21 protein-coding genes and 1 tRNA gene are annotated in these 22798 nt (G+C 70.9%); 14 read left to right on the top strand and 8 right to left on the bottom strand.

Translation table 11 applies throughout. The features are described 5' to 3' along the window. The first annotated feature begins 124 nt into the window (after nt 1-124). The 6 genes from ACZ7J0_RS13485 to ACZ7J0_RS13460 all read left to right on the top strand — a co-directional run bounded on the left by ACZ7J0_RS13485 (nt 125) and on the right by ACZ7J0_RS13460 (nt 6214). Nucleotides 125-211: transfer RNA gene (locus ACZ7J0_RS13485), tRNA-Leu, on the top strand. Nucleotides 212-426: 215 nt separating this feature from the next. After that, nucleotides 427-2142 (top strand): sensor histidine kinase, encoded by a 1716-nt coding sequence (locus ACZ7J0_RS13480; protein WP_470886917.1) that lies wholly within the window; start codon nt 427-429, stop codon nt 2140-2142. A gap of 75 nt (nt 2143-2217) precedes the next feature. Further along, on the top strand, nt 2218-2877 hold the full coding sequence (locus ACZ7J0_RS13475) for a response regulator (protein ID WP_470886915.1): 660 nt from the start codon (nt 2218-2220) through the stop codon (nt 2875-2877). A gap of 279 nt (nt 2878-3156) precedes the next feature. Beyond that, nucleotides 3157-4626 (top strand): DUF2252 domain-containing protein, encoded by a 1470-nt coding sequence (locus tag ACZ7J0_RS13470; RefSeq protein ID WP_470886913.1) that lies wholly within the window; start codon nt 3157-3159, stop codon nt 4624-4626. 194 nt (nt 4627-4820) lie between these two features. After that, the gene (locus tag ACZ7J0_RS13465; RefSeq protein WP_470887314.1) at nt 4821-5795 is read left to right on the top strand and encodes a J domain-containing protein; all 975 of its coding nucleotides are present in this window, start codon (nt 4821-4823) and stop codon (nt 5793-5795) included. Nucleotides 5796-5869: 74 nt separating this feature from the next. After that, the gene (locus ACZ7J0_RS13460) at nt 5870-6214 is read left to right on the top strand and encodes a rhodanese-like domain-containing protein (protein WP_470886911.1); all 345 of its coding nucleotides are present in this window, start codon (nt 5870-5872) and stop codon (nt 6212-6214) included. A 51-nt stretch (nt 6215-6265) separates the two neighbouring features. Here the strand turns inward: ACZ7J0_RS13460 and ACZ7J0_RS13455 are convergent, their stop codons facing one another. The 6 genes from ACZ7J0_RS13455 to paaA form a co-directional block, all read right to left on the bottom strand. Further along, complete coding sequence (locus ACZ7J0_RS13455) at nt 6266-7399, bottom strand: acyl-CoA dehydrogenase family protein (protein WP_470886909.1); 1134 nt, start codon at nt 7397-7399, stop codon at nt 6266-6268. Between the two features lie 100 nt (nt 7400-7499). Beyond that, nucleotides 7500-8558, bottom strand: a complete 1059-nt coding sequence (locus ACZ7J0_RS13450) for a 2Fe-2S iron-sulfur cluster-binding protein (protein WP_470886907.1) — start codon at nt 8556-8558, stop codon at nt 7500-7502. Beyond that, on the bottom strand, nt 8559-9053 hold the full coding sequence (gene paaD, locus ACZ7J0_RS13445; protein WP_470886905.1) for a 1,2-phenylacetyl-CoA epoxidase subunit PaaD: 495 nt from the start codon (nt 9051-9053) through the stop codon (nt 8559-8561). Beyond that, nucleotides 9047-9820: a 1,2-phenylacetyl-CoA epoxidase subunit PaaC gene (gene paaC / locus ACZ7J0_RS13440; protein ID WP_470886903.1), complete on the bottom strand. Its 774-nt coding sequence runs from the start codon at nt 9818-9820 to the stop codon at nt 9047-9049. The genes paaD and paaC overlap by 7 nt, the downstream gene beginning before the upstream one ends. Beyond that, entirely contained in the window at nt 9817-10104 is a 288-nt protein-coding gene (gene paaB, locus ACZ7J0_RS13435; RefSeq protein WP_470886901.1) for a 1,2-phenylacetyl-CoA epoxidase subunit PaaB, read from the bottom strand. Before paaB ends, paaC begins: the two co-directional genes overlap by 4 nt. Continuing rightward, nucleotides 10101-11090, bottom strand: coding sequence for a 1,2-phenylacetyl-CoA epoxidase subunit PaaA (paaA, locus tag ACZ7J0_RS13430; protein WP_470886899.1), 990 nt, complete (start codon nt 11088-11090; stop codon nt 10101-10103). Before paaA ends, paaB begins: the two co-directional genes overlap by 4 nt. 112 nt (nt 11091-11202) lie before the next feature. On the opposite strand from paaA, the gene ACZ7J0_RS13425 reads away from it, so the two are divergent. The 3 genes from ACZ7J0_RS13425 to ACZ7J0_RS13415 are packed head-to-tail and all read left to right on the top strand — an operon-like array spanning nt 11203 to nt 14155. Next, a complete protein-coding gene (locus ACZ7J0_RS13425; RefSeq protein WP_470886897.1) occupies nt 11203-12171 on the top strand; it encodes a DUF5819 family protein in 969 nt (322 codons plus the stop codon). Between the two features lie 5 nt (nt 12172-12176). Next, a complete protein-coding gene (locus ACZ7J0_RS13420; RefSeq protein WP_470887312.1) occupies nt 12177-13409 on the top strand; it encodes an HTTM domain-containing protein in 1233 nt (410 codons plus the stop codon). Beyond that, the gene (locus tag ACZ7J0_RS13415; protein WP_470886895.1) at nt 13406-14155 is read left to right on the top strand and encodes a TrmH family RNA methyltransferase; all 750 of its coding nucleotides are present in this window, start codon (nt 13406-13408) and stop codon (nt 14153-14155) included. Before ACZ7J0_RS13420 ends, ACZ7J0_RS13415 begins: the two co-directional genes overlap by 4 nt. Before the next feature lie 78 nt (nt 14156-14233). Here the strand turns inward: ACZ7J0_RS13415 and paaN are convergent, their stop codons facing one another. Next, a complete protein-coding gene (gene paaN / locus ACZ7J0_RS13410) occupies nt 14234-15943 on the bottom strand; it encodes a phenylacetic acid degradation protein PaaN (protein ID WP_470886893.1) in 1710 nt (569 codons plus the stop codon). Nucleotides 15944-16066: 123 nt separating this feature from the next. Here paaN and ACZ7J0_RS13405 point away from each other — a divergent pair, with 123 nt between their 5' ends. Both ACZ7J0_RS13405 and ACZ7J0_RS13400 read left to right on the top strand, forming a co-directional pair. Then, entirely contained in the window at nt 16067-17584 is a 1518-nt protein-coding gene (locus ACZ7J0_RS13405; protein ID WP_470886892.1) for a 3-hydroxyacyl-CoA dehydrogenase, read from the top strand. Beyond that, the gene (locus ACZ7J0_RS13400; RefSeq protein WP_470886890.1) at nt 17581-18174 is read left to right on the top strand and encodes a TetR/AcrR family transcriptional regulator; all 594 of its coding nucleotides are present in this window, start codon (nt 17581-17583) and stop codon (nt 18172-18174) included. Before ACZ7J0_RS13405 ends, ACZ7J0_RS13400 begins: the two co-directional genes overlap by 4 nt. Before the next feature lie 147 nt (nt 18175-18321). Here ACZ7J0_RS13400 and ACZ7J0_RS13395 read toward each other — a convergent pair whose 3' ends face one another. After that, nucleotides 18322-18816, bottom strand: a complete 495-nt coding sequence (locus ACZ7J0_RS13395; RefSeq protein WP_470886888.1) for an Lrp/AsnC family transcriptional regulator — start codon at nt 18814-18816, stop codon at nt 18322-18324. A gap of 177 nt (nt 18817-18993) precedes the next feature. Here ACZ7J0_RS13395 and pdhA point away from each other — a divergent pair, with 177 nt between their 5' ends. The 3 genes from pdhA to ACZ7J0_RS13380 are packed head-to-tail and all read left to right on the top strand — an operon-like array spanning nt 18994 to nt 22603. Further along, nucleotides 18994-20166 (top strand): pyruvate dehydrogenase (acetyl-transferring) E1 component subunit alpha, encoded by a 1173-nt coding sequence (pdhA, locus tag ACZ7J0_RS13390; RefSeq protein ID WP_470887310.1) that lies wholly within the window; start codon nt 18994-18996, stop codon nt 20164-20166. After that, complete coding sequence (locus ACZ7J0_RS13385; protein ID WP_470886886.1) at nt 20163-21176, top strand: alpha-ketoacid dehydrogenase subunit beta; 1014 nt, start codon at nt 20163-20165, stop codon at nt 21174-21176. The genes pdhA and ACZ7J0_RS13385 overlap by 4 nt, the downstream gene beginning before the upstream one ends. Next, nucleotides 21176-22603 carry a dihydrolipoamide acetyltransferase family protein gene (locus ACZ7J0_RS13380; protein ID WP_470886884.1) on the top strand — a complete coding sequence of 476 codons (1428 nt, stop codon included), beginning with the start codon at nt 21176-21178 and terminating at the stop codon, nt 22601-22603. Before ACZ7J0_RS13385 ends, ACZ7J0_RS13380 begins: the two co-directional genes overlap by 1 nt. Nucleotides 22604-22798: the final 195 nt, after the last annotated feature.

The raw sequence follows: 22798 nt of genomic DNA, 5'->3' as shown, positions 1-22798 counted from the left end.
CTGCTGTTCGCCCGCACGGGCCCCGAAACAACGGATGTGAATCCACCGTCGGCACCGTGCTAATCTTCTGATGTCGCCAGGCGCTCGCACCGAACAGGTGGGGGAGCAAGGAGACACACCCAATGCGCGGGTGGCGGAATAGGCAGACGCGCTGGATTCAGGTTCCAGTGCCCGAAAGGGCGTGGGGGTTCAACTCCCCCCTCGCGCACCAGACGGAAGCCCCGTAGGTCATCGACCTACGGGGCTTCCGCGTTTTGCGCACGTTGTATCCGCACCTGTTCCGCACCTGTTCCGCGCTTGCTCCGGAGCGTCGCCCGCCACGTTGTCCGGACACATGCGCCCCGACCGGGGGTCGCGACCTTCGTCGCACCCGGACGAGACGAAAGAGGACCGCGAGCGCGACGCCCGACTGCCTAGGGTGCGAGCGTGGACGTGTCATCGAAGATCAGAGCGGGCCTGCAGTGGCTCGCGGCGCCCGAGCTGTGGTCGCGGCGGCGGACAGCCGGCGAGATCGTGCTCGCGGTCGTCATGGCACTGCTCGCCGCCGGCACAGAGGAACTGCTGGGCGGCGAGGGATGGCGCCTGGCCTGGGTGGCACTCGCCACCGTCGCCCTGTCACTGCTGCGACGCCGACTGCCCGCCACCGTCCTCGTCATCACAGGAGCCCTCGCCCCCCTCATCGCCGGATTCGGCCCGCTCCTCATGCTCGTCGGCTGGTCCGCCGGACGGTACGTCGCCGGAGCCGGCCGCGCACTCGCCGCGTTCACCGCCTCCTACGCACTCTTCACCACCATCACCGTCCTCGACACCTGGGACCAGCAGCGCGCCCTCAGCCTGGCGTTCATGACCACGCTGTACTTCCTCGCGACGACGGTCGTACCAGGACTGGGCAGCCGCTACTGGACCCAGCGGCGAACCCTTCTGCACACCCTGCAGGAGCGCAACGCACAACTCCTGCGCGAACGGGCCATGATCGCCGGACAGGCACGCCTGCGCGAACGGCAGCGCATCGCACAGGACATGCACGACAGCCTCGGCCACCAGCTGGCACTCATAGCCGTACACACCGGCGCCCTCGAAGTCGACCGGGAACTGACCGACCGCCAGCGCGGCGCCGTCTCCGTACTGCGCAATGCCTCCGTGACCGCCATGCACGAGCTCCGCGAAGTCGTCGGCATCCTCAGAGACGGAGTCGAGGCGCCCACATCCGTCGAAGCCGCCGCCACAGCGCTGGACGAGACAGGACGGGCGGCCCGGGGCACCGCCGGCATCGAAGGCCTGGCGCACGCGGCGCGAGTCGCGGGCAACGCCGTCGAACTCAGGCGACGCGGCGAAGCCCGGCCCCTCGCCGCGGCCCCCGACCACGCGGCCTACCGCATCGTGCAGGAGGCACTGACCAACGCCTACAAACACGCCCCCGGCGCCCCCATCACCATCGAGCTGCGCTACGAACCCGACTCCTTCGTCGTCGAGATCGTCAACGAACCGGCCACCGACCTTCCCAACGAGGTCGTCAGCGGCGGACAAGGACTCACCGGCCTCCACGAGCGGGCCCGGCTCGTCGGCGGAATGGTGCACGCCGGGCCCGTCGACGACGGCGGGTTCCGCGTCGCCGGAGTACTGCCCTACGGAGTCGTGGAAGCCGCGCCTTTGGTTGACGCCGCCGACGACTTCCGACAGCAGTCGCCCGCACACCCCTTCCGCGACGGTGGTCCGGTCATGGACTGGACGATCACAGAGCGGGAGTTGGCAATGGCGGTAAGCGGGGGCAGGGGCAAGGGCGGCGGCGTGGCACTGGGATGCGGCATCGCGTTCGCGGCGCTCGTCCTGCTGATGGTGGCCGGCGGCTTCGGGCTCTACTTCCTGATGGGGTCGCTCGACAAAGCGATGATCGGCCCCGGCCAGTACGAAGCGGTCCGCGTCGGCGCCGCCGAGACCGAGGTCCGCGACCAGCTGCCCAGCGGCGAGACCTTCGCGACGACCGGCCTCCACGGAAAGGGCCCCAAAGAGCCCGAGGGATCGAAATGCCTCGTCCTGATGTCCTCCGAGCAGGGGGACGACATGGAGACCGAGCCGGTTTTCCGGTTCTGCTTCAAGGACGGCAAGCTGATCGAGAAGAAGTCGTACGACGTCAAGCGCTAGCCGCGGCGGTGGCGACATGAGGCAAGCTGTCGCCACCGCCGGCGCCAGGCCGACCGGTATCTGTGGGGGTGGGGAGTGGCAGGGCCACGCATCAGGGTCGTCATAGCCGATGACGAACCCCTCATCAGGGCCGGGATCCGGATGATCCTCACCTCCGACCCGGACATCGAAGTGGTCGCCGAGGCAGCGAACGGACGCGAAGCCGTCGACCTCGCGCGCGCCCACGCCGTCGACGTCGTGCTCCTCGACATCCAGATGCCGGTCCTCGACGGCCTCGCGGCGCTCCCCGAGCTGCGCCGAGCCGCCCCGGCCGCCAGGGTGATCGTCCTGACCACCTTCGGCGAGCGCGACAACGTCCTGCGGGCGCTGGAACACGGCGGCGCCGGATTCCTGCTGAAGGACACCGCTCCAGCCGAGCTGATCATGGCGGTGCGGGCAGCGGCCGCCGGGGACGCCTACCTCTCACCGGCAGCGACCAAGCACGTCGTGGAGCAACTGGCCTCCGGGCGAGCGGTGGCGCGCAACGAAGCGGCTCGGGAACGCGTCGCCGCGCTGAGCGAACGGGAACGCGACGTCCTGGCACTGCTCGGCGAGGGACTGTCCAACGCCGACGCTGGAAAACGGCTGCACATGAGCGAGGCGACGGTGAAGACCTACGTGAGCCGCATCCTCTCGAAGCTGAGATGCGACAACCGCGTCCAGGCTGCCCTCTTGGCGCGGGACGCCGGGCTCTAGCCGCTGAGGGTGCCGCAGTGCTGCGGCCTCGTCCTCTGTGGGCGTGGTGGGCGTGGTGGGCGGGCGGGGCCCGGGCGGGCACAGGCGCGAAGAGAACCGGCCCGCGGTCTGTCCCCGGAAGATCCGCCCCCGGAAGAGCGGTCGGGTTTTCCACAACTCCCAGGTTGTCCACAGGGGCAGACGGCTTCCAGCCACCGACGGTACGGTCTGGGCAGTTGATGTTGATCCACGTCGTGGCGCACACGCCCACGACCACCAGGTCACGGGGGAGGCGGTGTCATGGGCGAGACCCGGGCAGCGGTGCCGGCACAGCGAGAAGCGGACGGAGAACGCATCCCAGCGGTCCCCGGCTTCGCCCCGCGGGCCACCACGACCACGGCAACCGCTCAGAAGGCGGCCGACTCCCCCAAAACACGGGGAAAGGCGCTCCGCGACCGCGTACCGCGCGCCGCGCACAGCACGCTGACCCTCACCTCCGACCGGCCCGACGCCGTCCGGGCCGTCGAGGAGTCCAGCCGCGGCCGGGTGCCGGAACTGACCCCCATACGCGTGGGCCGCATGGCCGCCACCCCCTTCGCCTTTCTCCGAGGCTCCGCCGGACTGATGGCCCACGACCTCATGACGACACCGATCACCGGCGTCGGCGCTCAAATATGTGGCGACGCCCACGCGGCGAACTTCGGCCTCTACGGCGACGCACGCGGCCGGCTCGTCATCGACCTCAACGACTTCGACGAGACCGTCGTCGGCCCCTGGGAATGGGACCTCAAGCGCCTCGCCACCTCACTCGTCCTGGCCGGGCGCGAGGCAGGCGCCGACGAGGTCACCTGCCGGGCAGCCGCCTTCGACACCGTCGGCGCCTACCGGCGCACCATGCGCCTGCTCGCCAGGCTGCCGGTACTCGACTCCTGGAACGCCATCGCCGACGAGGAACTCGTCTCCCACACCGACGCCCGTGACCTGCTCGGCACCCTGGAAAGGGTCTCCGAGAAAGCCAGACAGAACACCAGCGCCCGCTTCGCCGCCAAATCGACCGAGGCCGTGACCGACGCCGAGGGCACAGGACGACGACGCTTCGTCGACGCACCACCCGTACTGCGGCGCGTCCCGGACAAGGAGGCGGCCGCCGTCGCAGCCGCCCTCGGCCCCTATCTGGAGACACTTCCCGACGACCGGCTGCCGCTGCTCGCGCGGTACGCGATACACGACGTCGCCTTCCGGGTCGTCGGCACCGGAAGCGTGGGCACCCGGTCGTATGTGGTTCTGCTCCTCGACCACCGGGGCGAGCCACTCGTCCTCCAGGTCAAGGAGGCCAGACCGTCCGTGCTGCTGCCCTACCTGCCCGGTGCCGGCTTCGAGGCCCCGAACGCAGGACACGAAGGGCAGCGCGTCGTGCACGGACAGAAGCGGATGCAGGTCGTCAGCGACATTCTGCTGGGCTGGACCACGGTCGAGGGCAGGCCCTTCCAGGTCCGGCAGTTCCGGAACAGAAAGGGAAGCGTGGACCCCGCGGCACTCGCGGCGGACCAGGTCGACGACTACGGACGTATGACGGGCGCGCTCCTGGCCAGAGCCCACGCTCACAGCGCCGACCCCCGGCTCATAGCCGGTTACTGCGGTAAGAACGAAGAGCTTGACGAGGCGATCGCCGACTTCGCCGTCGCCTACGCGGACCGCACCGAAGCAGACCACGCCGACCTGCTCGAAGCCGTGAGAAACGGACGCGTCCCCGCGGAGCTGGGCGTATGACGGGGGCGTGAGCGCGAGAGCTGAGCGACGACGTGGCGCGGGCGTGAGCGCGACGACGTCGGCGGCGGCGTCGGCGTGACCGGGGCGACGGGGGCGGTGGGCAAGGGGCAGGGGGACTGGGGGGAGGGAGGGGGGCGGGGGTGGCCCCCCTCCCAGGCCCGTAGGCTGGTTCAGTGACGACCCGGAGCGACGACATGAACGACGCCCTGAACGACGACGGCCAGGCCCACGCCCCCGGAGCCCCCGAGGCCGGTGACCTGGCGGGTTCCCAGCTGGGCGGCCCGAGTGACGTCCCCGCGGGCTCGCCGGCCGACGCCGGGCCCGCTTCCGAGCCTGCCGGTCCGCGGGTCGATGGCGAGAGCGCGCCTGACGCCGGTGACGGCTCGGGTGGTGGCGAGCGGCCCGAGGCGCGGCTCGAGAGGGCTGTGCGGGTGGCCGAGCAGGCGTTGATCGAGTTCGAGATCGCCGTGGAGACCTTCCGGGTCGAGGTGGAGAACTTTTCGCGGCTGCATCACCAGCGGCTCGGCCCGATGTATTCGCGGCTGGACGAGCTGGACGCGCTGATCGCCGAGGCCCGTGCGGCGCGGACCGGCGATCCGGAGGATCTGCGCAAGGCGCAGGAGGCCCGGGCGATGGTCATGCCGATGCCGGGGGTGGACGAGCTCTTCCACGAGTGGATGGACTCGGAGGGGCTGTCGCCGGAGGCCGCCGCGATGCTGACCGATCAGCCGGTTCGACCGCCGAAGCGGGTGCGGCCCAGTGACGAGGCGCGCAAGCTCTACCGGGAGTTGGTTCGTAAGGCGCATCCGGATCTGGCGCGGGACGACGAGGAGCGTGGCCGGCGTGAGGAGTTCATCACGCGGGTGAACGCCGCGTACGGACGTGGGGATGCCGGGCTGCTGCGGGAGCTGTCCGACGAGTGGGCGGCGGGGCCGGTTCCGGAGCCTGACCGGCTCAGTGAGAGCGAGGAGCTCTATGCCCGGCTGGAGTGGCTGGCGCAGCGCAAGGAGCTGCTGACGCTGGTCGCTCGTGGGCTGGAGGAGAGCGCGATCGGCGCGATGCTGCGGATGGCGCCGGATGATCCGGACCGGTTGCTGGAGGAGATCGCAGAGCAGTTGCTGGCGCAGGTCTCCGAGCGTGAGGCGGAGCTGTCCGGGCTGGTGCAGTAGGTTTTCTTGGGTTTGTGCGGGTGCGCGCAGACTGGGAGATGTACACGCCGTACAGACGAGAGAAGGCCTGATCCATGAACTTCGCGTCCTTGCCCTCGGTGGACGCCGCGTCGGTGCCGGCCGACGGGCTGGTGCTGGATGTCCGTGAGGACGACGAGTGGGCGGCCGGTCATGTCGCGGGTGCGCTGCACGTTCCGATGAGTGACTTCGTGGCACGTTTCGGTGAGGTGACCGAGGCGGTTGCCGAGGGGCGTCGTGCCCATGTGATGTGCCGGGTGGGGGGTCGGTCTGCGCAGGTCACCCAGTACCTGGTGCAGCAGGGCATCGATGCGGTGAACATCGATGGCGGGATGCTGGCGTGGGAGGGTGCCGGGCGTCCGATGGTGACCGACAACGGCAGCCCGGCTTTCGTTCTGTAGCTCTGGCTCCTCGGTGGCTTCGGCTTCCCGGTCCCGCGCCGGCCTTCGGTGTCAGCCGAGGGGGTGGGCGGCGAGGAGGTCGCCGAGCTCCTCTTCGTGGGCTGCGGCCGGGCCGAGTGAGAGTTCCAGGTGTTTGGCCCAGGCGTGGTAGCGGTGCAGGGGGTAGTCGGTGTCCGCGCCGAAGCCGCCGTGCAGGTGTTGGGCGGTCTGGACGACGCGGCGTACGCCTTCGGATGCCCAGATTTTGGCGACGGCGATGTCGCCGCTGGCGGGCAGGGGTCCGTTGGTGCCGGTGCTGAGGCGCCAGGCGGCCTGCCAGAGGGTGACTTCCATGGCGCGGAGGTCGATGTAGCGGTCGGCGGCTTGGACGGCGACGGCTTGGAAGGTGGCGACGGGGTGGCCGAACTGCTCGCGTTTGCCGGTGTAGGCGCTGGTCAGGGCGAGGGCGCCTTCGCCCAGGCCGAGTGCGAGTGCGCAGGTGCCGGTGGCGAGCAGGGCGCGGAGCCATTCCCAGGCGCCGTCGGTGTCGATGAGCTGTCGGCTGTTGATGTGTACGGAGTCGAGGTGGACCTCGGCGAGTAGTTCGCCGCTGGTGGAGTACTGCTCGGCGAGGGTGATTCCGTCGTGGTCGCGGGGGACGAGGGCGATGACGGCTCGGCCGTCCGCGGTGTGTGCGGGGATGGCGAGGTGGTCGGCGGAGTGGGCCCAGGGCACGCTGGTCTGGGTGCCGTCGAGGGTCCAGGTGCCGTTGTCGTGGTGTGCGGTGACGGCGAGTTCGGCGGGGTCGTGGCCGGTGCGGCCGTTGGGGGCGACGGTGAGGACGAGGTCGCCTCGGCCGACGTGGGGGAGGATGTCGTTCGTCAGCGCGGGGTCGGCGTATCGCTGGAGGGTCATGGCGACGGCGCTGGTTTCGAGCAGGGGGATGCGGGCGAGGGCTTTGGCCGATTCGCGCAGGATCAGGCAGAGGGCGATGGGGTCGAGGCCGGCGCCGCCGTGCTCGGGGGTGAGGACCAGGCTGAGCAGGTCGGCTGTGGCGAGCCGGGCCCAGAGTGGGCGGTCGTAGCTGTCGGAGACGGCGCCCGGGGTGAGTGCGGGGCTCGGTACCGCATCGGGTGTGACGCTGGAGAAGACTGCTTTTGCCGCCTCGACGGCCGCCTGCTGTTCTTCGGTGAAGGTGAAGTCCACAGCCTGTCCTCCCGCGGTGCACCGCTATCTGACGGACCGTCAAGATAGAACAGGTTCTAGCGGAAGGGAATGGGGCGGCGACCGTCGGGGCGCCTTCGGGTCAGCGGTCGAAGTCCAGCTCGACCTCGGGGGTGACCGGGTGGGACTGGCAGGCCAGCACATAGCCCGCGTCCGTTTCCTCCGCCTCCAGGGCGAAGTTGCGGTCCATGCGCACCTCGCCACGGACCAGGAAGGCCCGGCAGGTGCCGCACACGCCGCCCTTGCAGGCGTACGGGGCGTCCGAGCGGGCCCGCAGCACCGTCTCCAGCAGGGAATCGCCTTCCTTCACGGGCCAGTTGCCCGAGCGGCCGTGCAGGGTCGCGGTCAGCTGCGCGTGCGCGGGGGTGCCGGACGATGCCGCCGGGCTGGGCGCCGGACTGCCGTCGACATGGAAGATCTCCTGGTGGACACGGCTCCGCTCCACGCCGAGGCCGCGCAGTGTCCGCTCGGCTCCCTGAACGAGGCCGAAGGGCCCGCACAGGAACCAGCCGTCCACCTCGGCGACCGGCAGCAGCGCGGGCAGGAGCCCGGTCAGTCGCTCCTGGTCCAGCCGTCCGGACGGCAGCCCGGACTGCTGTTCCTCCCGGGAGAGCACGGTGACCAGCTGGAAGCGGTCGGGGAAGCGGTCCTTCAGGTCGGCGACGTCGTCCAGGAACATCGTCGAGGCGACGGTGCGGTCGCTGCGGATCAGGCAGAACCGTGCTTCGGGCTCGCGCATCAGCAGCGTGGAGGCGATGGAGAGCACGGGGGTGATGCCGCTGCCGCCGACGATGGCCGCGAAGTGGCCGGGCCGCGGTTCCAGGACGAAGCGGCCCATGGGTTCCATGACCTCGACCGTGTGCCCCACGGCGAGTTCCTTGAGCGCGAAGGTAGAGAACTCTCCTCCCTCGACCAGGCGGATGCCCACGCGCAGCACGGGCGTTTCGCCGGCGGGAGCAGCGGGGGTGCAGATCGAGTACGTGCGCCGGATCTCCTCGCCACCGGTGGTGCGGCGCAGGGCGAGATGCTGGCCGGGGGTGTGGCGGAAGGTCTCGCGCAGCTCGGGCGGCACCGCGAAGGTCACGGCGACCGAGTCGTCCGTCAGCCGCTCGACCTCGCTCACACGGAGCGAATGGAACATCTACAACTCCTTGAAGTGGTCGAACGGTTCGAGGCAGGCCGTGCAGCGGCGCAGGGCCTTGCAGGCGGTGGAGGAGAACCTGCTCAGCAGCTCGGTGTCGGTCGACCCGCAGTGCGGGCAGCGGATGGCGAGGGTCAGTGCCACGGGACCGGTGTTCCCCTGGTGGCGGGGCGGGGCTATACCGAACTCGGAGAGCTTGCGTCGCCCCTCCGCGCTGATGTCGTCCGTGGACCAGGCCGGGGTCAGGACGGTGACCACCGACACCTCGGGGATGCCGTGTTCGTGCAGGACCCGCTCGATGTCGGAGGACATCGCCTCGATCGCCGGGCAGCCGGTGTAGGTCGGGGTCAGCTCGACCTCCACCTTGCCGGGCCCGAGGACCTGGACGCCGCGCAGGACTCCAAGCTCCTCCAGGGTGAGGACGGGCAGCTCGGGGTCGGGGACGGAGCCGGCGAGCCGGCTCAGCTCCTCCTCGAGCGGCGTCATGGTCACCATGTCGCCCCCGGGTGGCTGCGGTGCAGGTGCTGCATTTCGGCGAGCATCCGTCCGAACGGCTCGGTGTGCAGTCCCTGCCGTCCCGCTCCGGCCGTCCAGGCCCCGGTGCGGGGTCCTTGGGGGACGGTCAGAGTGGCCTGTTCGAGCACCTTGGTGATCGAGGCGAGCCACTGGGCTTCCAGCTCCTGCCAGTTCACGTCGAGGCCGTCCAGTGGCTGGAACATCTCGCCGGTGAAGCGCCACAGTGCTTCGCACGCCTGCCGCATGCGCTCGTGGCTGTCGGCTGTGCCGTCGCCGAGCCGCAGGGTCCAATGCTCGGCGTGGTCCTGGTGGTAGGTGACTTCCTTGACGGCCTTCGCCGCGAGTCCCGCGAGGGGGCTGTCGCCGGCGGCCAGCTGCCCGTACAGCAGCCGCTGGTAGGTGGAGAAGTAGAGCTGGCGGGCGATGGTGTGGGCGAAGTCGCCGTTGGGCTGCTCGACGAGTTGGAGGTTGCGGAAGGCCCGCTCCTCGCGCAGGTACGCCAGTTCGTCCTCGTCGCCGACGAGGCCGAGCAGGATGCGCGCCTGGCCGAGGAGGTCGAGCGCGATGTTGGCGAGCGCGACTTCCTCTTCCAGTACGGGGGCGTTGCCCGCCCACTCCCCCAGCCGGTGGGAGAGCACGAGGGCGTCGTCGCCGAGGGCGAGGGCCGCGGCGTTCACCGCGTGGTCCGGCGCAGGCGTGGCCGCTTGGAGTGCTGTGGGCGCGGGCGCGCCGTCGGTCGGGGTCACAGGTGCTTCACCCCCTCCGGGATCTCGTAGAACGTCGGGTGCCGGTAGGGCTTGTCGGCCGACGGTTCGAAGAAGGGGTCCTTCTCGTCGGGCGAGGAGGCGGTGATCGCCGCGGAGGGCACCACCCAGAGGGAGACGCCTTCGTTCCTGCGGGTGTAGAGGTCACGCGCGTTGCGCAGGGCCATCTCCGCGTCGGGTGCGTGGAGACTGCCCGCGTGGGTGTGGGACAGGCCGCGGCGCGAGCGCACGAAGACCTCCCACAGTGGCCAGCCGTCGGTCGTCATGCCCGTGCCTCCCCGTGCTTCGCGGCGTAGGCCGCCGCTGCTTCTCTGACCCAGGCTCCGTCTTCGTGGGCCTGGCGTCGCCTGCTGATCCGCTGTTCGTTGCAGGGGCCGTTGCCCTTGAGGACGTCCCAGAATTCGGTCCAGTCGATGGGCCCGAAGTCGTAGTGCCCACGCTCCTCGTTCCACCGCAGGTCGGGGTCGGGGAGCGTCAGTCCCAGCGCCTCTGCCTGGGGGACGGCTATGTCGACGAAACGCTGGCGCAGTTCGTCGTTGGAGTGCCGCTTGATCTTCCAGGCCATCGACTGGGCCGAGTGCGCGGACTCGTCGTCCGGCGGGCCGAACATCATCAGTGAGGGCCACCACCACCGGTTCACCGCGTCCTGGGCCATCGCGTGCTGGGCCTCGGTGCCCTGGGAGAGGGCGAGGAGCGATTCGTATCCCTGGCGCTGGTGGAAGGACTCCTCCTTGCAGATCCGCACCATGGCGCGTGCGTACGGGCCGTAGGAGCAGCGGCACAGCGGCACCTGGTTGGTGATCGCGGCGCCGTCCACGAGCCAGCCGATGGCGCCGACGTCGGCCCAGGTCAGCGTGGGGTAGTTGAAGATCGAGGAGTACTTCTGGCGGCCGGAGTGGAGCTTGTCGAGCAGCTCGTCGCGGCCGGTGCCGAGGGTCTCCGCGGCGCTGTACAGGTAGAGGCCGTGTCCGGCCTCGTCCTGCACCTTGGCCATGAGGATCGCCTTGCGGCGCAGGGAGGGTGCCCGGGTGATCCAGTTCGCCTCGGGCTGCATGCCGATGATCTCGGAGTGGGCGTGCTGGGCTATCTGCCGGACGAGTGACGCGCGGTACGCGTCGGGCATCCAGTCGCGCGGCTCGATGCGCTCATCGGCTGCCACGGCGGCGTCGAAGTCCGCTTCATGGGCTGCCTGCGCCTCGGCCGCGTCCCGCGTGTCCGTAGTCACTGCTGTCACCGCCGTCACTGCCGTCATCGAACCCCCTACCGACCGATCGTTCGGTTGAACGACTTCAATGGTGAGTCGGCGGCCCGTAAGGTGTCAACCCTGTGGATAACTGCTGTGGACCGACGGGGATCGGGGCGGGATGGACTCGTACGACGACGAGAGCGGGCGCGTCGGGCGCGGTGAGCGCGGCACAGGGCCCCTGACCACGGCTTATACGGCGGGCGATCAGCCCGAAGCCGCCGAGGAATCAACCGGATCAACCGGATCACCCGGAGCGACCGGCTCGCCCGGCGCCGTCGACGGGCCGCCCGGAGTAGCCCGCGCGAGCGAGAGCACCGGTGAGGATCCGCGGGGGACCGCGGGTGAGAATTCTGGCGAAGACGCGGATGAGACCGCCGGTGAGGAACCGGGTGCGGGTCCGGCCGGAGCGATAAGTCCGGGCGCGGGCATAGCCGCGCTCTCGCTTCCGTACCAGGTCGTCGCCGCCGTCGCCCTCGCCGTCATCGGCGTCCTGGCCTGCGCGCACGTCGCGATGATCTTTCTGCATGTCGCGCCGTCGAACACGCTGACCAAGCAGAACGGCGCCGCCATCGACAGCTGGGTCTACCCCGAGTTCGAGCAGAACTGGAAGCTCTTCGCCCCCAACCCCCTCCAGCAGAACATCTCCGTCGAGGTCCGCGCCGAGATCGCCGGGCCCGACGGCGGGCGCCGGACGACAGGGTGGATCGACCTGTCGGCCGGGGACGCCCAGGCCATCCGTGGGAGCCTTCTGCCCAGCCATGTGGAGCAGAACGAGCTGCGCCGGGGATGGGACTTCTACGTCAACACGCACAATGACAAGAACCAGCCCAACGGCCTGCGCGGCCGGCTCTCCGAGCGCTATGTCCGCCGCATCGTGATGCTGCGCCTCGACGAGCGCGCCCTGGGCGGCAAGGTGGAGCGGATCCAGCTGCGCTCCGCGACCCGCTCCGTCGATGCGCCCCCGTGGAGCCAGGACAAGATCGACAACCGCCCCTTCTACCGGGTCGCGCCCTGGTGGTCGGTGACCGCCGCGGACCTGCCCGGCGGTGTGCGGAAGGACCGTACGGCCACGGAGGCGGGCAAGTGAGCCACATCGCGAACACCACCCCCGCCCCGGCGCCCGAACCGCGGGAGCCCCTCGACCGCCGGCTCGCCCGCGCCGCGCAGCGCGTCACCGGCACGGCCATGGGCCCGTACCAGAGCGCCGTCGTCCGCATCGGATTCTCGGCGGCGTGGCTGTTCTTCCTGTTGCGGGAGCTGCCCCACCGCCGGGAGCTCTACGGCCCCGACGGCCCCTGGGGCTGGGACATGGCCCGTGAGCTGATCGCCGACAACGACGCGTTCACCATCCTCATGTGGTCGGACTCCACCGTCTGGTTCGAGTGCGTGTACGCCGTCGCCGTGCTCTCCAGCGTGCTGCTGATGCTCGGCTGGCGGACACGCGCCACGTCGGTGATCTTCATGGTGGGCGTGCTGTCGCTGCAGAATCGGTCCATCTTCATGGGGGACGGCGGCGACAACGTCATCCACCTGGTGGCCGTCTATCTTGTCCTCACCCGCTGCGCCCAGGTCTGGTCGCTGGACGCCCGCCGCGCCTCGCGCCGTGCGGGTCCGGCCTCGCCCTCGCGCGACTGGGTGGGACCCCTGCTGTGGGCGGTCCTTGGCGTCTTCCTCGTCCGGATGACGCTCTCCCTGGACCTGACCGGCGAGGTGTGGCTGCTGGTCCTGCTGTGGGGGCTGTGGGTGGCGCAGGCCCTGTGGTGGGCGGCGTGCCGGTACGCGCCGGGTGAGCCGCGGACCCTGCTGGACGTCTTCGCCAACCTCGCGCACAACGCGACCCTCGCCGTGATCATGGCCGAGGTGTGCCTGATCTACGCGACGGCCGGCTGGTACAAGATCCAGGGCTCTCGCTGGCAGGACGGCACCGCGCTCTTCTATCCGCTCAAGCTCGACTACTTCACGCCGTGGCCCGCACTGTCGGACCTGCTGGCGTCCAGTGGTGTGCTGGTGATGGCGCTGACCTACGGCACGGTGATCGTCCAGGTCGCGTTCCCCTTCACCCTCTTCAACAGGCGGGTGAAGAACGTGCTCCTGGTGCTGATGATGATGGAGCACGCCGGGATCGCCGTGCTCCTCGGACTGCCCTTCTTCTCGCTCGCGATGATCGCCGCGGACGCGGTCTTCCTGCCGACTGTCTTCCTGGTCTGGCTGGGCGTACGGGTGGGCGGTGGCAAGGACCGGCTGCCGGCGCGCATGCGCGGCGGGAAGGTGTCCGATCAGCGGCGTACGCCCGCGGGCCAGGCCACCCGTACTCTCGTGGGGTGAGCAGCGAGACCCCCACCGACCGCGCGATTCCCGCCGGCGCCCCCACCGACCCCGCGTTCCCCGCGGGGGGCCATTCGGGCGCGCCGAGCCGGCCCGGCTCCGATGAGCCGCTTCAGTACGACGACGGCTTCGGTACGGAGATCGGCGTCGGTCCGCACCCCGGGCCGTGGCCGTCCGGCGAGCGGTACGACCCCGAGCTGCTCGCCGCCGGCGACCGGCGCAATGTGGTCGACCAGTACCGGTACTGGTCGCGTGAGGCGATCGTCGCCGACCTCGACACCCGCCGCCATGACTTTCATGTGGCCGTGGAGAACTGGGGCCACGACTTCAACATCGGGTCGGTCGTGCGGACCGCGAACGCCTTCCTGGCGAAGGAGATCCACATCGTCGGCCGACGGCGCTGGAACCGCCGGGGCGCGATGGTCACTGACCGCTACCAGCACGTCCGTCACCACCCGGACACCGAGTCGCTGACGGCCTGGGCGGCGGACGAGGGGCTGCCGATCATCGGGATCGACAATCTCCCTGGAGCAGTGCCGCTGGAGCGGACAGAGCTGCCGCGGCGGTGTGTGCTGCTCTTCGGGCAGGAAGGGCCGGGCCTCACGGAGGAGGCCCGCGAGCACGCCTCGATGGTCTGCTCGATCGCCCAGTTCGGATCCACCCGCTCCATCAACGCGGGCGCGGCGGCCGCGATCGCCATGCACGCGTGGGTGCAGAGGTACGCGGAGATCGCGGAGCCCTCGTAAGGGCCCCGCGCCCTCCCGTGCACCGATCCGCCCCGCCCGGGCCCGCGGGGCCGGGCGGGGCGGGCTTGGGGCAGGCCGTCAGGCCTGGCGGCGGACCTCCACCACCCGGAAGCGGTTCGCGACGAACGCGCCGTCGCACAGCGCCGCGTTGGCCGCGGGGTTGCCGCCGGAGCCGTGGAAGTCGGAGAACGCCGCCGTCTGGTTCACATACACCCCGCCCGTCAGGTTCAAGGAGAGCTGGGCCGACTCCTCCAGGCAGACCTCCTCGACCGCGCGCTCCGTGTCGGGCGACGTCGTGTACGCGCCGACCGTCATCGCGCCCTTCTCGCGGACCGTGCGCCGCAGCAGCTCCAGAGCGTCGGACGTCGAGTCGACGGAGACGGCGAAGGCGACCGGCCCGAAGCACTCGGACATGAACGCCGCTTCGGTGTCCCCGCCCTCCCAGTACTTACGGGCGCCGTCGAGCTTGACGATGACCGGCGTACGGACGACGGCGTCCGGGAATTCCGGGTTGGCCACCTCCCGCGACTCCAGAGCCACCTCGCCGAGCCCCGCGGCCGCCTCCAGGCGGGCCTTCACGTCCGGGTTGACCAGCGCGCCCAGCAGGGCGTTCGCCCGCGCGTCGTCGCCGAGGAGACCTGCGACGGAGGCGGAGAGATCGGCCACGACCTCGTCGTACGTCTTGGGGCCCGCGTCGGTGGAGATGCCGTCCCTGGGGATGAGCAGGTTCTGCGGGGTGGTGCACATCTGGCCGCTGTACAGCGAGAGCGAGAAGGCCAGGTTGGAGAGCATGCCCTTGTAGTCGTCGGTGGAGTCGACGACGACCGTGTTGACGCCGGCCTTCTCCGTGTAGACCTGAGCCTGCCGGGCGTTGGCCTCCAGCCAGTCGCCGAAGGCGGTCGACCCGGTGTAGTCGATGATCCGGATCTCGGGGCGCACGGCCAGGGTCTTCGCGATGCCCTCGCCGGGCCGCTCGACGGCCAGCGCGACCAGATTCGGGTCGAAGCCGGCCTCGGCGAGGACCTCGCGGGCGACGCGGACCGTGAGCGCCAGGGGGAGGACGGCGCGGGGGTGGGGCTTGACCAGGACCGGGTTGCCGGTGGCGAGGGAGGCGAACAGGCCCGGGTAGCCGTTCCACGTGGGGAAGGTGTTGCAGCCGACCATCAGGGCGATACCGCGCGCGACGGGGGTGAAGGCCTTGGACAGCTCCAGCGGGTCGCGCTTGCCCTGCGGCTTGGACCAGCCCGCGTCCTGCGGGGTGCGGGTCTGCTCCGCGTACGCGTAGGCCACGGCTTCCAGGCCGCGGTCCTGGGCGTGGGGGCCGCCGGCCTGGAACGCCATCATGAACGCCTGCCCGCTGGTGTGCATCACCGCGTGCGCGAACTCGTGGGTGCGGGCGCTGATGCGCGCCAGGATCTCCAGGCAGACCAGTGCCCTGGTCTCGGGACCCGCGTCGCGCCAGGCGCCCATTCCGGCGCGCATGGCGGGCAGCAGCACATCGATGTCGGCGTGCGGGTACTCGATGCCGAGGCCCGGGCCGTAGGGCGAGATCTCGCCGCCCGTCCAGCCGTCCGTGCCGGGCTGATCCAGTTCGAAGCGGCTGTTGAGCAGGGATTCGTAGGCGGCGAGGCCGTCGGCGGCGCTCAGGGAGCCGTTCTCGCCGTACGCCTTGGGGTGCTCCGGGTGGGGCGACCAGTACGCGCGCGTACGGATCGTGTCGAGCGCCTGATCGAGCGTGGGACGGTGCGTCTCGGCCAGGCGGTCGGTGGTCAGCTGAGCGGCGGCCATTGAGGACCAACTCCTCGTTGAGCTGGGCAGGGAGGGGCGGACAGAGCTAGAGTAACCGAACGATCGGTCGGGACAAGGGGGTCCGCAGAAGCTGTGGATAACTGGTAGGGGAGGATCACCGATATGACCGCCATCGAGCAGAGCCGCACCGTCGCCGTCGTCGGCACCGGCACCATGGGCCAGGGGATCGCCCAGGTCGCACTGGTCGCCGGGCACACCGTGCGTCTCTACGACACCGTCCCCGACCGTGCGAAGCAGGCCGCCGAGGCCATCGCCGCGCGTCTGGACCGGCTGGTCGAGAAGGGCAGGCTGGACGCGGAGGAACGGTCCGCCGCCGTCGCGCGCCTGCTGCCCGCCGCGGACCTCGCGGAGCTCGCGGACAGCGCGCTGGTCGTCGAGGCGATCGTCGAGCGGCTGGACGTCAAGCAGGAACTGTTCGGCGCGCTGGAGCGGACCGTCGCGGACGACTGCCTGCTCGCCACCAACACCTCCTCCCTGTCGGTCACCGCCATCGGCGGCTCCCTGCGCGTCCCGGGCCGCTTCGTCGGCCTGCACTTCTTCAACCCGGCGCCGCTGCTGCCCCTCGTCGAGGTCGTCAGCGGTTTCGCCACCGACGAGACCGCCGCCGCGCGCGCGTACGAGACCGCGAAGGCGTGGGGCAAGACGCCGGTGCGCTGCGCGGACACACCCGGTTTCATCGTCAACCGCATCGCCCGGCCCTTCTACGCCGAGGCGCTGCGGGTGTACGAGGAGCGGGGCGCCGACCCGGCGACGATCGACGCGGTCCTGCGGGACTCCGGCGGGTTCAAGATGGGGCCCTTCGAGCTGACCGACCTGATCGGCCAGGACGTCAACGAAGCGGTCACCCGCTCCGTCTGGGAGGCGTACTACCAGGACCCCAAGTTCACCCCGTCCCTGGCGCAGCGCAGGCTCGTCGAGTCGGGGCGCCTGGGCCGCAAGTCGGGGCAGGGCTGGTTCTCGTACGAGGAGGGCGCCGAGCGGCCACGCGCGCGTGCGCACGCGTCGGCGCCCGCGCCCCGGTCGGTGACGGTCGACGGCAATCTGGGCCCCGCGGAGCCACTGGTCGGCCTGATCGAGCAGGCGGGCATCAAGGTCCGCCGCAGGCGCAACCGGCACGGCGGCTTCATCCACCTCCCGAGCGGCGGACAGCTGGGGCTGGCGTACGGCGGGACCGCCTGCGAGTTCGACGACGACGCGATGATCTACTTCGACCTTGCCCTCGACTACGCCACCGCCACCAGGATCGCGTTGTGCGCCGGGCCCAAGACCCCGCCCGACTTCCTCGAGGGGGCGGCCGGCCTCTTCCAGGCGCTCGGCAAGGAGGTCACCCTCGTCGGGGACGTACCGGGGATGATCGTCGCCCGGACGGTCGCGATGCTGGTCGACCTCGCGGCCGACGCTGCCGCGCGGGGCGTCGCCTCGCCCGAGGACATCGACACGGCGATGCGGCTCGGCGTCAACTACCCCGTCGGCCCCCTCGAATGGGGAGCCAAGGTCGGTTACGGATGGGTGCGCGACGTACTGGAGGAGCTGAACGACCGCTGTCCCGGCGGCCGTTACGCCCCCTCCCTCGGGCTCGTCCGCCGGGCCTGCACCGAAGACTGCGAGGCCACCTCATGACCACTCCCAAGCGCGACACGTACACCCCGGAGACGCTGCTGTCCGTCGCCGTACGGATCTTCAACGAGCGCGGCTACGACGGCACGTCCATGGAGCACCTCTCCAAGGCCGCCGGAATCTCCAAGTCCTCGATCTACCACCACGTGTCGGGCAAGGAGGAGCTGCTGCGCCGGGCCGTCAGCCGGGCGCTCGACGGGCTCTTCGGCATCCTCGACGAGCCGGCGGCGCAGCGCGGCCGGGCCATCGAACGGGTCGAGTACGTGACCCGGCGCACCGTCGAGGTCCTGACGGCGGAGCTGCCGTACGTCACGCTTCTCCTGCGGGTGCGCGGCAACACGACGACGGAGCGGTGGGCCATGGAGCGCCGGCGCGAGTTCGACCAGCGCGTCGCCGATCTGCTGAAGGCGGCCGTCGCCGACGGCGACCTGCGGGCCGACGTGGACATCAGGCTCGCCACCCGGCTGCTCTTCGGCATGATCAACTCGCTGGTGGAGTGGTACCGGCCGCACCCGGGGGGCGAGGCGGACCGCGAGCAGCTCGCGGACACCGTGGCGCACCTCGCCTTCGACGGGCTGCGCACCGCCCGCTGAGCCTCCCGGATCCTCGCTGGGACCTTGCAGGCCCTCCAGGACCTTGCGACCTTCCGGGGCTGCCAGGACCTTCCTGGGGCGCCTTGGGGCGTCCGGGGGCCCGAAGGGTCACCCGTACGGCAGCACAGGGCGGGGAGCAGTGACCGGTCAGCTCTGGTCGGGGTCCAGGTCGGTCTCCTCGAAGACCAGGAGTGTCCGCGTGGACAGCACCTCGGGAATCGACTGGATCTTGGTGAGGACCAGTTCCCGCAGGGTGCGGTTGTCCGGTGTGTGCACCAGCAGCAGGACGTCGAAGTCGCCGCTGACCAGGGCGATGTGGGCGGCGCCCGGAAGTGCCTGGAGCTGCTCGCGCACGGTGCGCCAGGAGTTCTGGACGATCTTGAGGGTGATGTAGGCCGAGGCGCCCTGCCCCGCACGCTCGTGATTCAGCCGGGCACTGAAACCGCGGATGACGCCGTCGTCGATCAGCCGGTTGATCCGGGCGTAGGCGTTGGCCCGGGAGACGTGGACCCGTTCGGCCACCGAGCGTATCGACGCGCGCCCGTCGTTCTGGAGGATGCGCAGGATGTCCTTGTCGATGGGGTCCAGTGGCCGCGCGGACGACCCGTGCGCCCAGCTGTCGGCCATTTGTTCATCCGCCATGTCCCCCCGCCTCTCTTCAATGGACGACCTGCCTCTATCCCAGGCTGTGGAGAACCGTTTGTCCACAGGCTGAAGGCGCCTGTAGCCAAAATGCCTCCACGACCGAACAATCGGTAGGTGAGGCGCGCCACACTCGCGCCCACCGCCTTCGGGTCTTATGCCCGCTCCGATGAGGAGGTGGACTCGTTGAAACAGAGCAGTTCGACAGTCCAAGAGCTGCCTGGTGCCACAAGCGCCTACCGGCCGACCCCGCCCCCGGCGTGGAAGCCGCGCACCGACCCCGCGCCCCTGCTTCCGGACGCCGAGCCCTTCCGGGTCCTCGGCACCGAAGCCGCGTCCGGAGCCGACCCCGAGCTGCTGAAGCGGCTCTACGCCGAGCTGGTGCGCGGCCGCCGGTACAACGCGCAGGCCACCGCCCTCACCAAGCAGGGCAGGCTCGCCGTCTATCCGTCCACCACCGGCCAGGAGGCGTGCGAGGTCGCCGCCGCGTTGGCCCTCGAGGACCGCGACTGGCTCTTCCCGTCCTACCGCGACACCCTCGCCGCGGTCGTGCGGGGCCTGGACCCCGTCCAGGCGCTGACGCTGCTGCGCGGCGACTGGCACACCGGCTACGACCCGCGCGAACACCGCATCGCGCCGCTCTGCACGCCGCTGGCCACCCAGCTGCCGCACGCCGTGGGCCTCGCGCACGCGGCCCGGCTGAAGGGCGACGACGTCGTCGCGCTCGCCATGGTCGGCGACGGCGGCACCAGCGAGGGCGACTTCCACGAGGCGCTGAACTTCGCGGCCGTCTGGAAGGCCCCGGTCGTCTTCTTCGTGCAGAACAACGGCTTCGCGATCTCCGTACCGCTCGCCAAGCAGACCGCGGCCCCCTCGCTGGCCCACAAGGCCGTCGGCTACGGAATGCCGGGCCGGCTCGTCGACGGAAACGACGCGGTCGCCGTGCACCAGGTGCTGTCCGAGGCGGTCGCCCGCGCGCGGCGCGGCGGCGGGCCCACGCTGGTCGAGGCCGTGACGTACCGGATCGACGCCCACACCAACGCCGACGACGCCACCCGCTACCGCGGCGACGCCGAGGTCGAGGCCTGGCGGGCGCACGACCCGGTCAAGCTGCTGGAGCGGGAGCTGACGGAGCGCGGAGTGCTCGACGACGACGGGATACGGCAGGCCGCCGAGGCCGCCGAGAGGATGGCGGCGGCGCTGCGCGAGCGGATGAACGCCGACCCCGTGCTGGATCCGATGGACCTGTTCGCGCACGTCTACGCCGAGCAGACGGCGCAGCTGCGGGAGCAGGCGGCGCAGCTGCGCGCGGAGCTGGACGCCGAAGGCGTCGAAGGTGAGGGGTCATGACCACCGCGGTGAAGCCGGCGGTCAAGCCCGCCACCATGGCGCAGGCCCTGCAGCGGGCCATGCGGGACGCCATGGCCGAGGACCCGACCGTCCATGTGATGGGTGAGGACGTCGGCACGCTCGGCGGGGTCTTCCGGGTCACGGACGGGCTCGCCAAGGAGTTCGGCGAGGACCGGTGCACGGACACCCCGCTCGCCGAGGCGGGCATCCTGGGAACCGCCGTCGGCATGGCCATGTACGGGCTGCGGCCGGTCGTCGAGATGCAGTTCGACGCCTTCGCCTACCCCGCCTTCGAGCAGCTCATCAGCCACGTGGCGCGGATGCGCAACCGCACGCGCGGCGCGATGCCGATGCCGATGGTGATCCGGGTTCCGTACGGCGGCGGCATCGGCGGTGTCGAGCACCACAGCGACTCCTCCGAGGCGTACTACATGGCGACTCCGGGGCTCCATGTCGTCACGCCGGCCACGGTCGAGGACGCGTACGGGCTGCTGCGCGCGGCGATCGCCTCCGACGATCCGGTGGTCTTCCTGGAGCCGAAGCGGCTGTACTGGTCCAAGGCGACCTGGTCGCCGGACGCGCCGACGGCCGTCGAACCCATTGGGCGCGCGGTCGTGCGCCGTACGGGCCGCAGCGCCACGCTCGTCACCTACGGCCCCTCCGTGCAGGTGTGCATGGAAGCCGCCGAGGCGGCCCAGGCGGAGGGATGGGACCTCGAAGTCGTCGATCTGCGCTCGCTGGTGCCCTTCGACGAGGAGACGGTCTGCGCCTCGGTGCGGCGCACCGGCCGCGCGGTCGTCGTGCACGAGTCGACCGGTTTCGGCGGCCCCGGCGGGGAGATCGCCGCGAGGATCACCGAGCGCTGCTTCCACCACCTGGAGGCGCCCGTGCTGCGGGTCGCAGGGTTCGACATCCCCTACCCGCCGCCGATGCTGGAGCGGCACCATCTGCCCGGCGTGGACCGGGTCCTCGACGCGGTGGCGCGGCTTCAGTGGGAGGCGGGGAGCTGATGGCCCAGGTGCTCGAATTCAAGCTGCCCGACCTCGGTGAGGGGCTGACCGAGGCGGAGATCGTCCGCTGGCTGGTCGCCGTCGGCGATGTCGTCGCCATCGACCAGCCCGTCGTGGAGGTCGAGACGGCCAAGGCGATGGTGGAGGTCCCGTGCCCGTACGGGGGTGTGGTGACCGCCCGCTTCGGCGAGGAGGGCACGGAACTTCCCGTTGGCGCCCCGCTGTTGACGGTCGCCGTCGGATCGAACGGGTCGGTTACTTCCGATGCGTCGGGCACGGGGGAGGCCTCCGGCACGGCACGTACGGGAGGTGCGGGGACCTCGGACGGTGAGGGCTCCGGCAATGTCCTCGTCGGCTACGGGACGGGCGCGCCGGCCGCGCGACGCCGCCGGGTCCGCCCGGCGAACCCGGCCGCCCCAGCCGCCGCCCCTGCGCCCGCCCCCGCTGCTCCTGCTCCTGCTCCTGCTCCTGCTCCTGCTCCTGCTCCTGCCACGGCCATGGCCATGGCCACGGCCACGGTCGTACGGGACGAATCCGGGCCGGTCCCGGTCATCTCACCGCTCGTACGCCGACTGGCCCGGGAAAAGGGCCTCGAACTGCGGGAGATCCAGGGGTCCGGTCCCGACGGGCTGATCCTGCGGGCGGACGTCGAGCGGGCGATCAGTGAGGCGCGGGCCCCTGAGACGGTGGCCCGGGTGTCGCCGCCGCAGACGTCCCCGGCCGCCGTGCCCAGCGCCGCCGGCGAGCGGATCCCGCTGAAGGGCGTACGGGGCGCGGTCGCCGACAAGCTCTCCCGCAGCCGCACCGAAATTCCCGACGCGACCTGCTGGGTGGACGCCGACGCGACGGAACTCATGGCGGCCCGCGCCGCGATGAACGCCGTCGGCGGCCCGAAGGTCTCGCTTCTCGCCCTGCTCGCCCGCATCTGCACGGCGGCCCTGGCCCGCTACCCGGAGCTGAACTCCACGGTGGACATGGCCGCCCGGGAGATCGTCCGGCTGCCGGGTGTGCACCTCGGGTTCGCGGCGCAGACGCCGCGCGGCCTGGTCGTTCCGGTCGTCAGGGACGCACACGCGCGGTCGGCCGAATCGCTCACGGAGGAGTTCGCCCGGCTGACCGAGTCGGCCCGCCAGGGGACGCTGACCCCGGCGGATCTCACCGGAGGCACGTTCACCCTGAACAACTACGGGGTGTTCGGGGTCGACGGGTCCACGCCGATCATCAACCACCCCGAGGCGGCGATGCTCGGAGTGGGGCGGATCATTCCGAAGCCGTGGGTGCACAACGGCGAGCTGGCGGTCCGCAAGGTCGTGCAGCTGTCGCTCACCTTCGACCACCGGGTCTGTGACGGAGGCACGGCGGGCGGTTTCCTTCGCCATGTGGCCGACTGCGTGGAACAGCCGGCGGTGCTCCTGCGCACGCTGTAGCGGCACTCCCTGGCGCCGGAGGAATGGGGGGCAACCCGGACAGTTGGTACCGGAGGAATCCGGCGCACCCGGGCAGTTGGTGCGGGAAGAATGCGGAGCCACCGGGCCCGTTGGTGCGGGTGGGGCCTGGTGCCACCCGGGCGGTTGTAGGTGCCGGAGGGATCCGATGCCACCCGGGCGGTCCCCTTCGGCGGG

This window comes from Streptomyces sp. NPDC038280, from assembly GCF_055600045.1.
The sequence above is the reverse complement of the archived record's forward strand: the minus strand, read 5'-3'. Positions and strand labels throughout refer to the sequence as shown.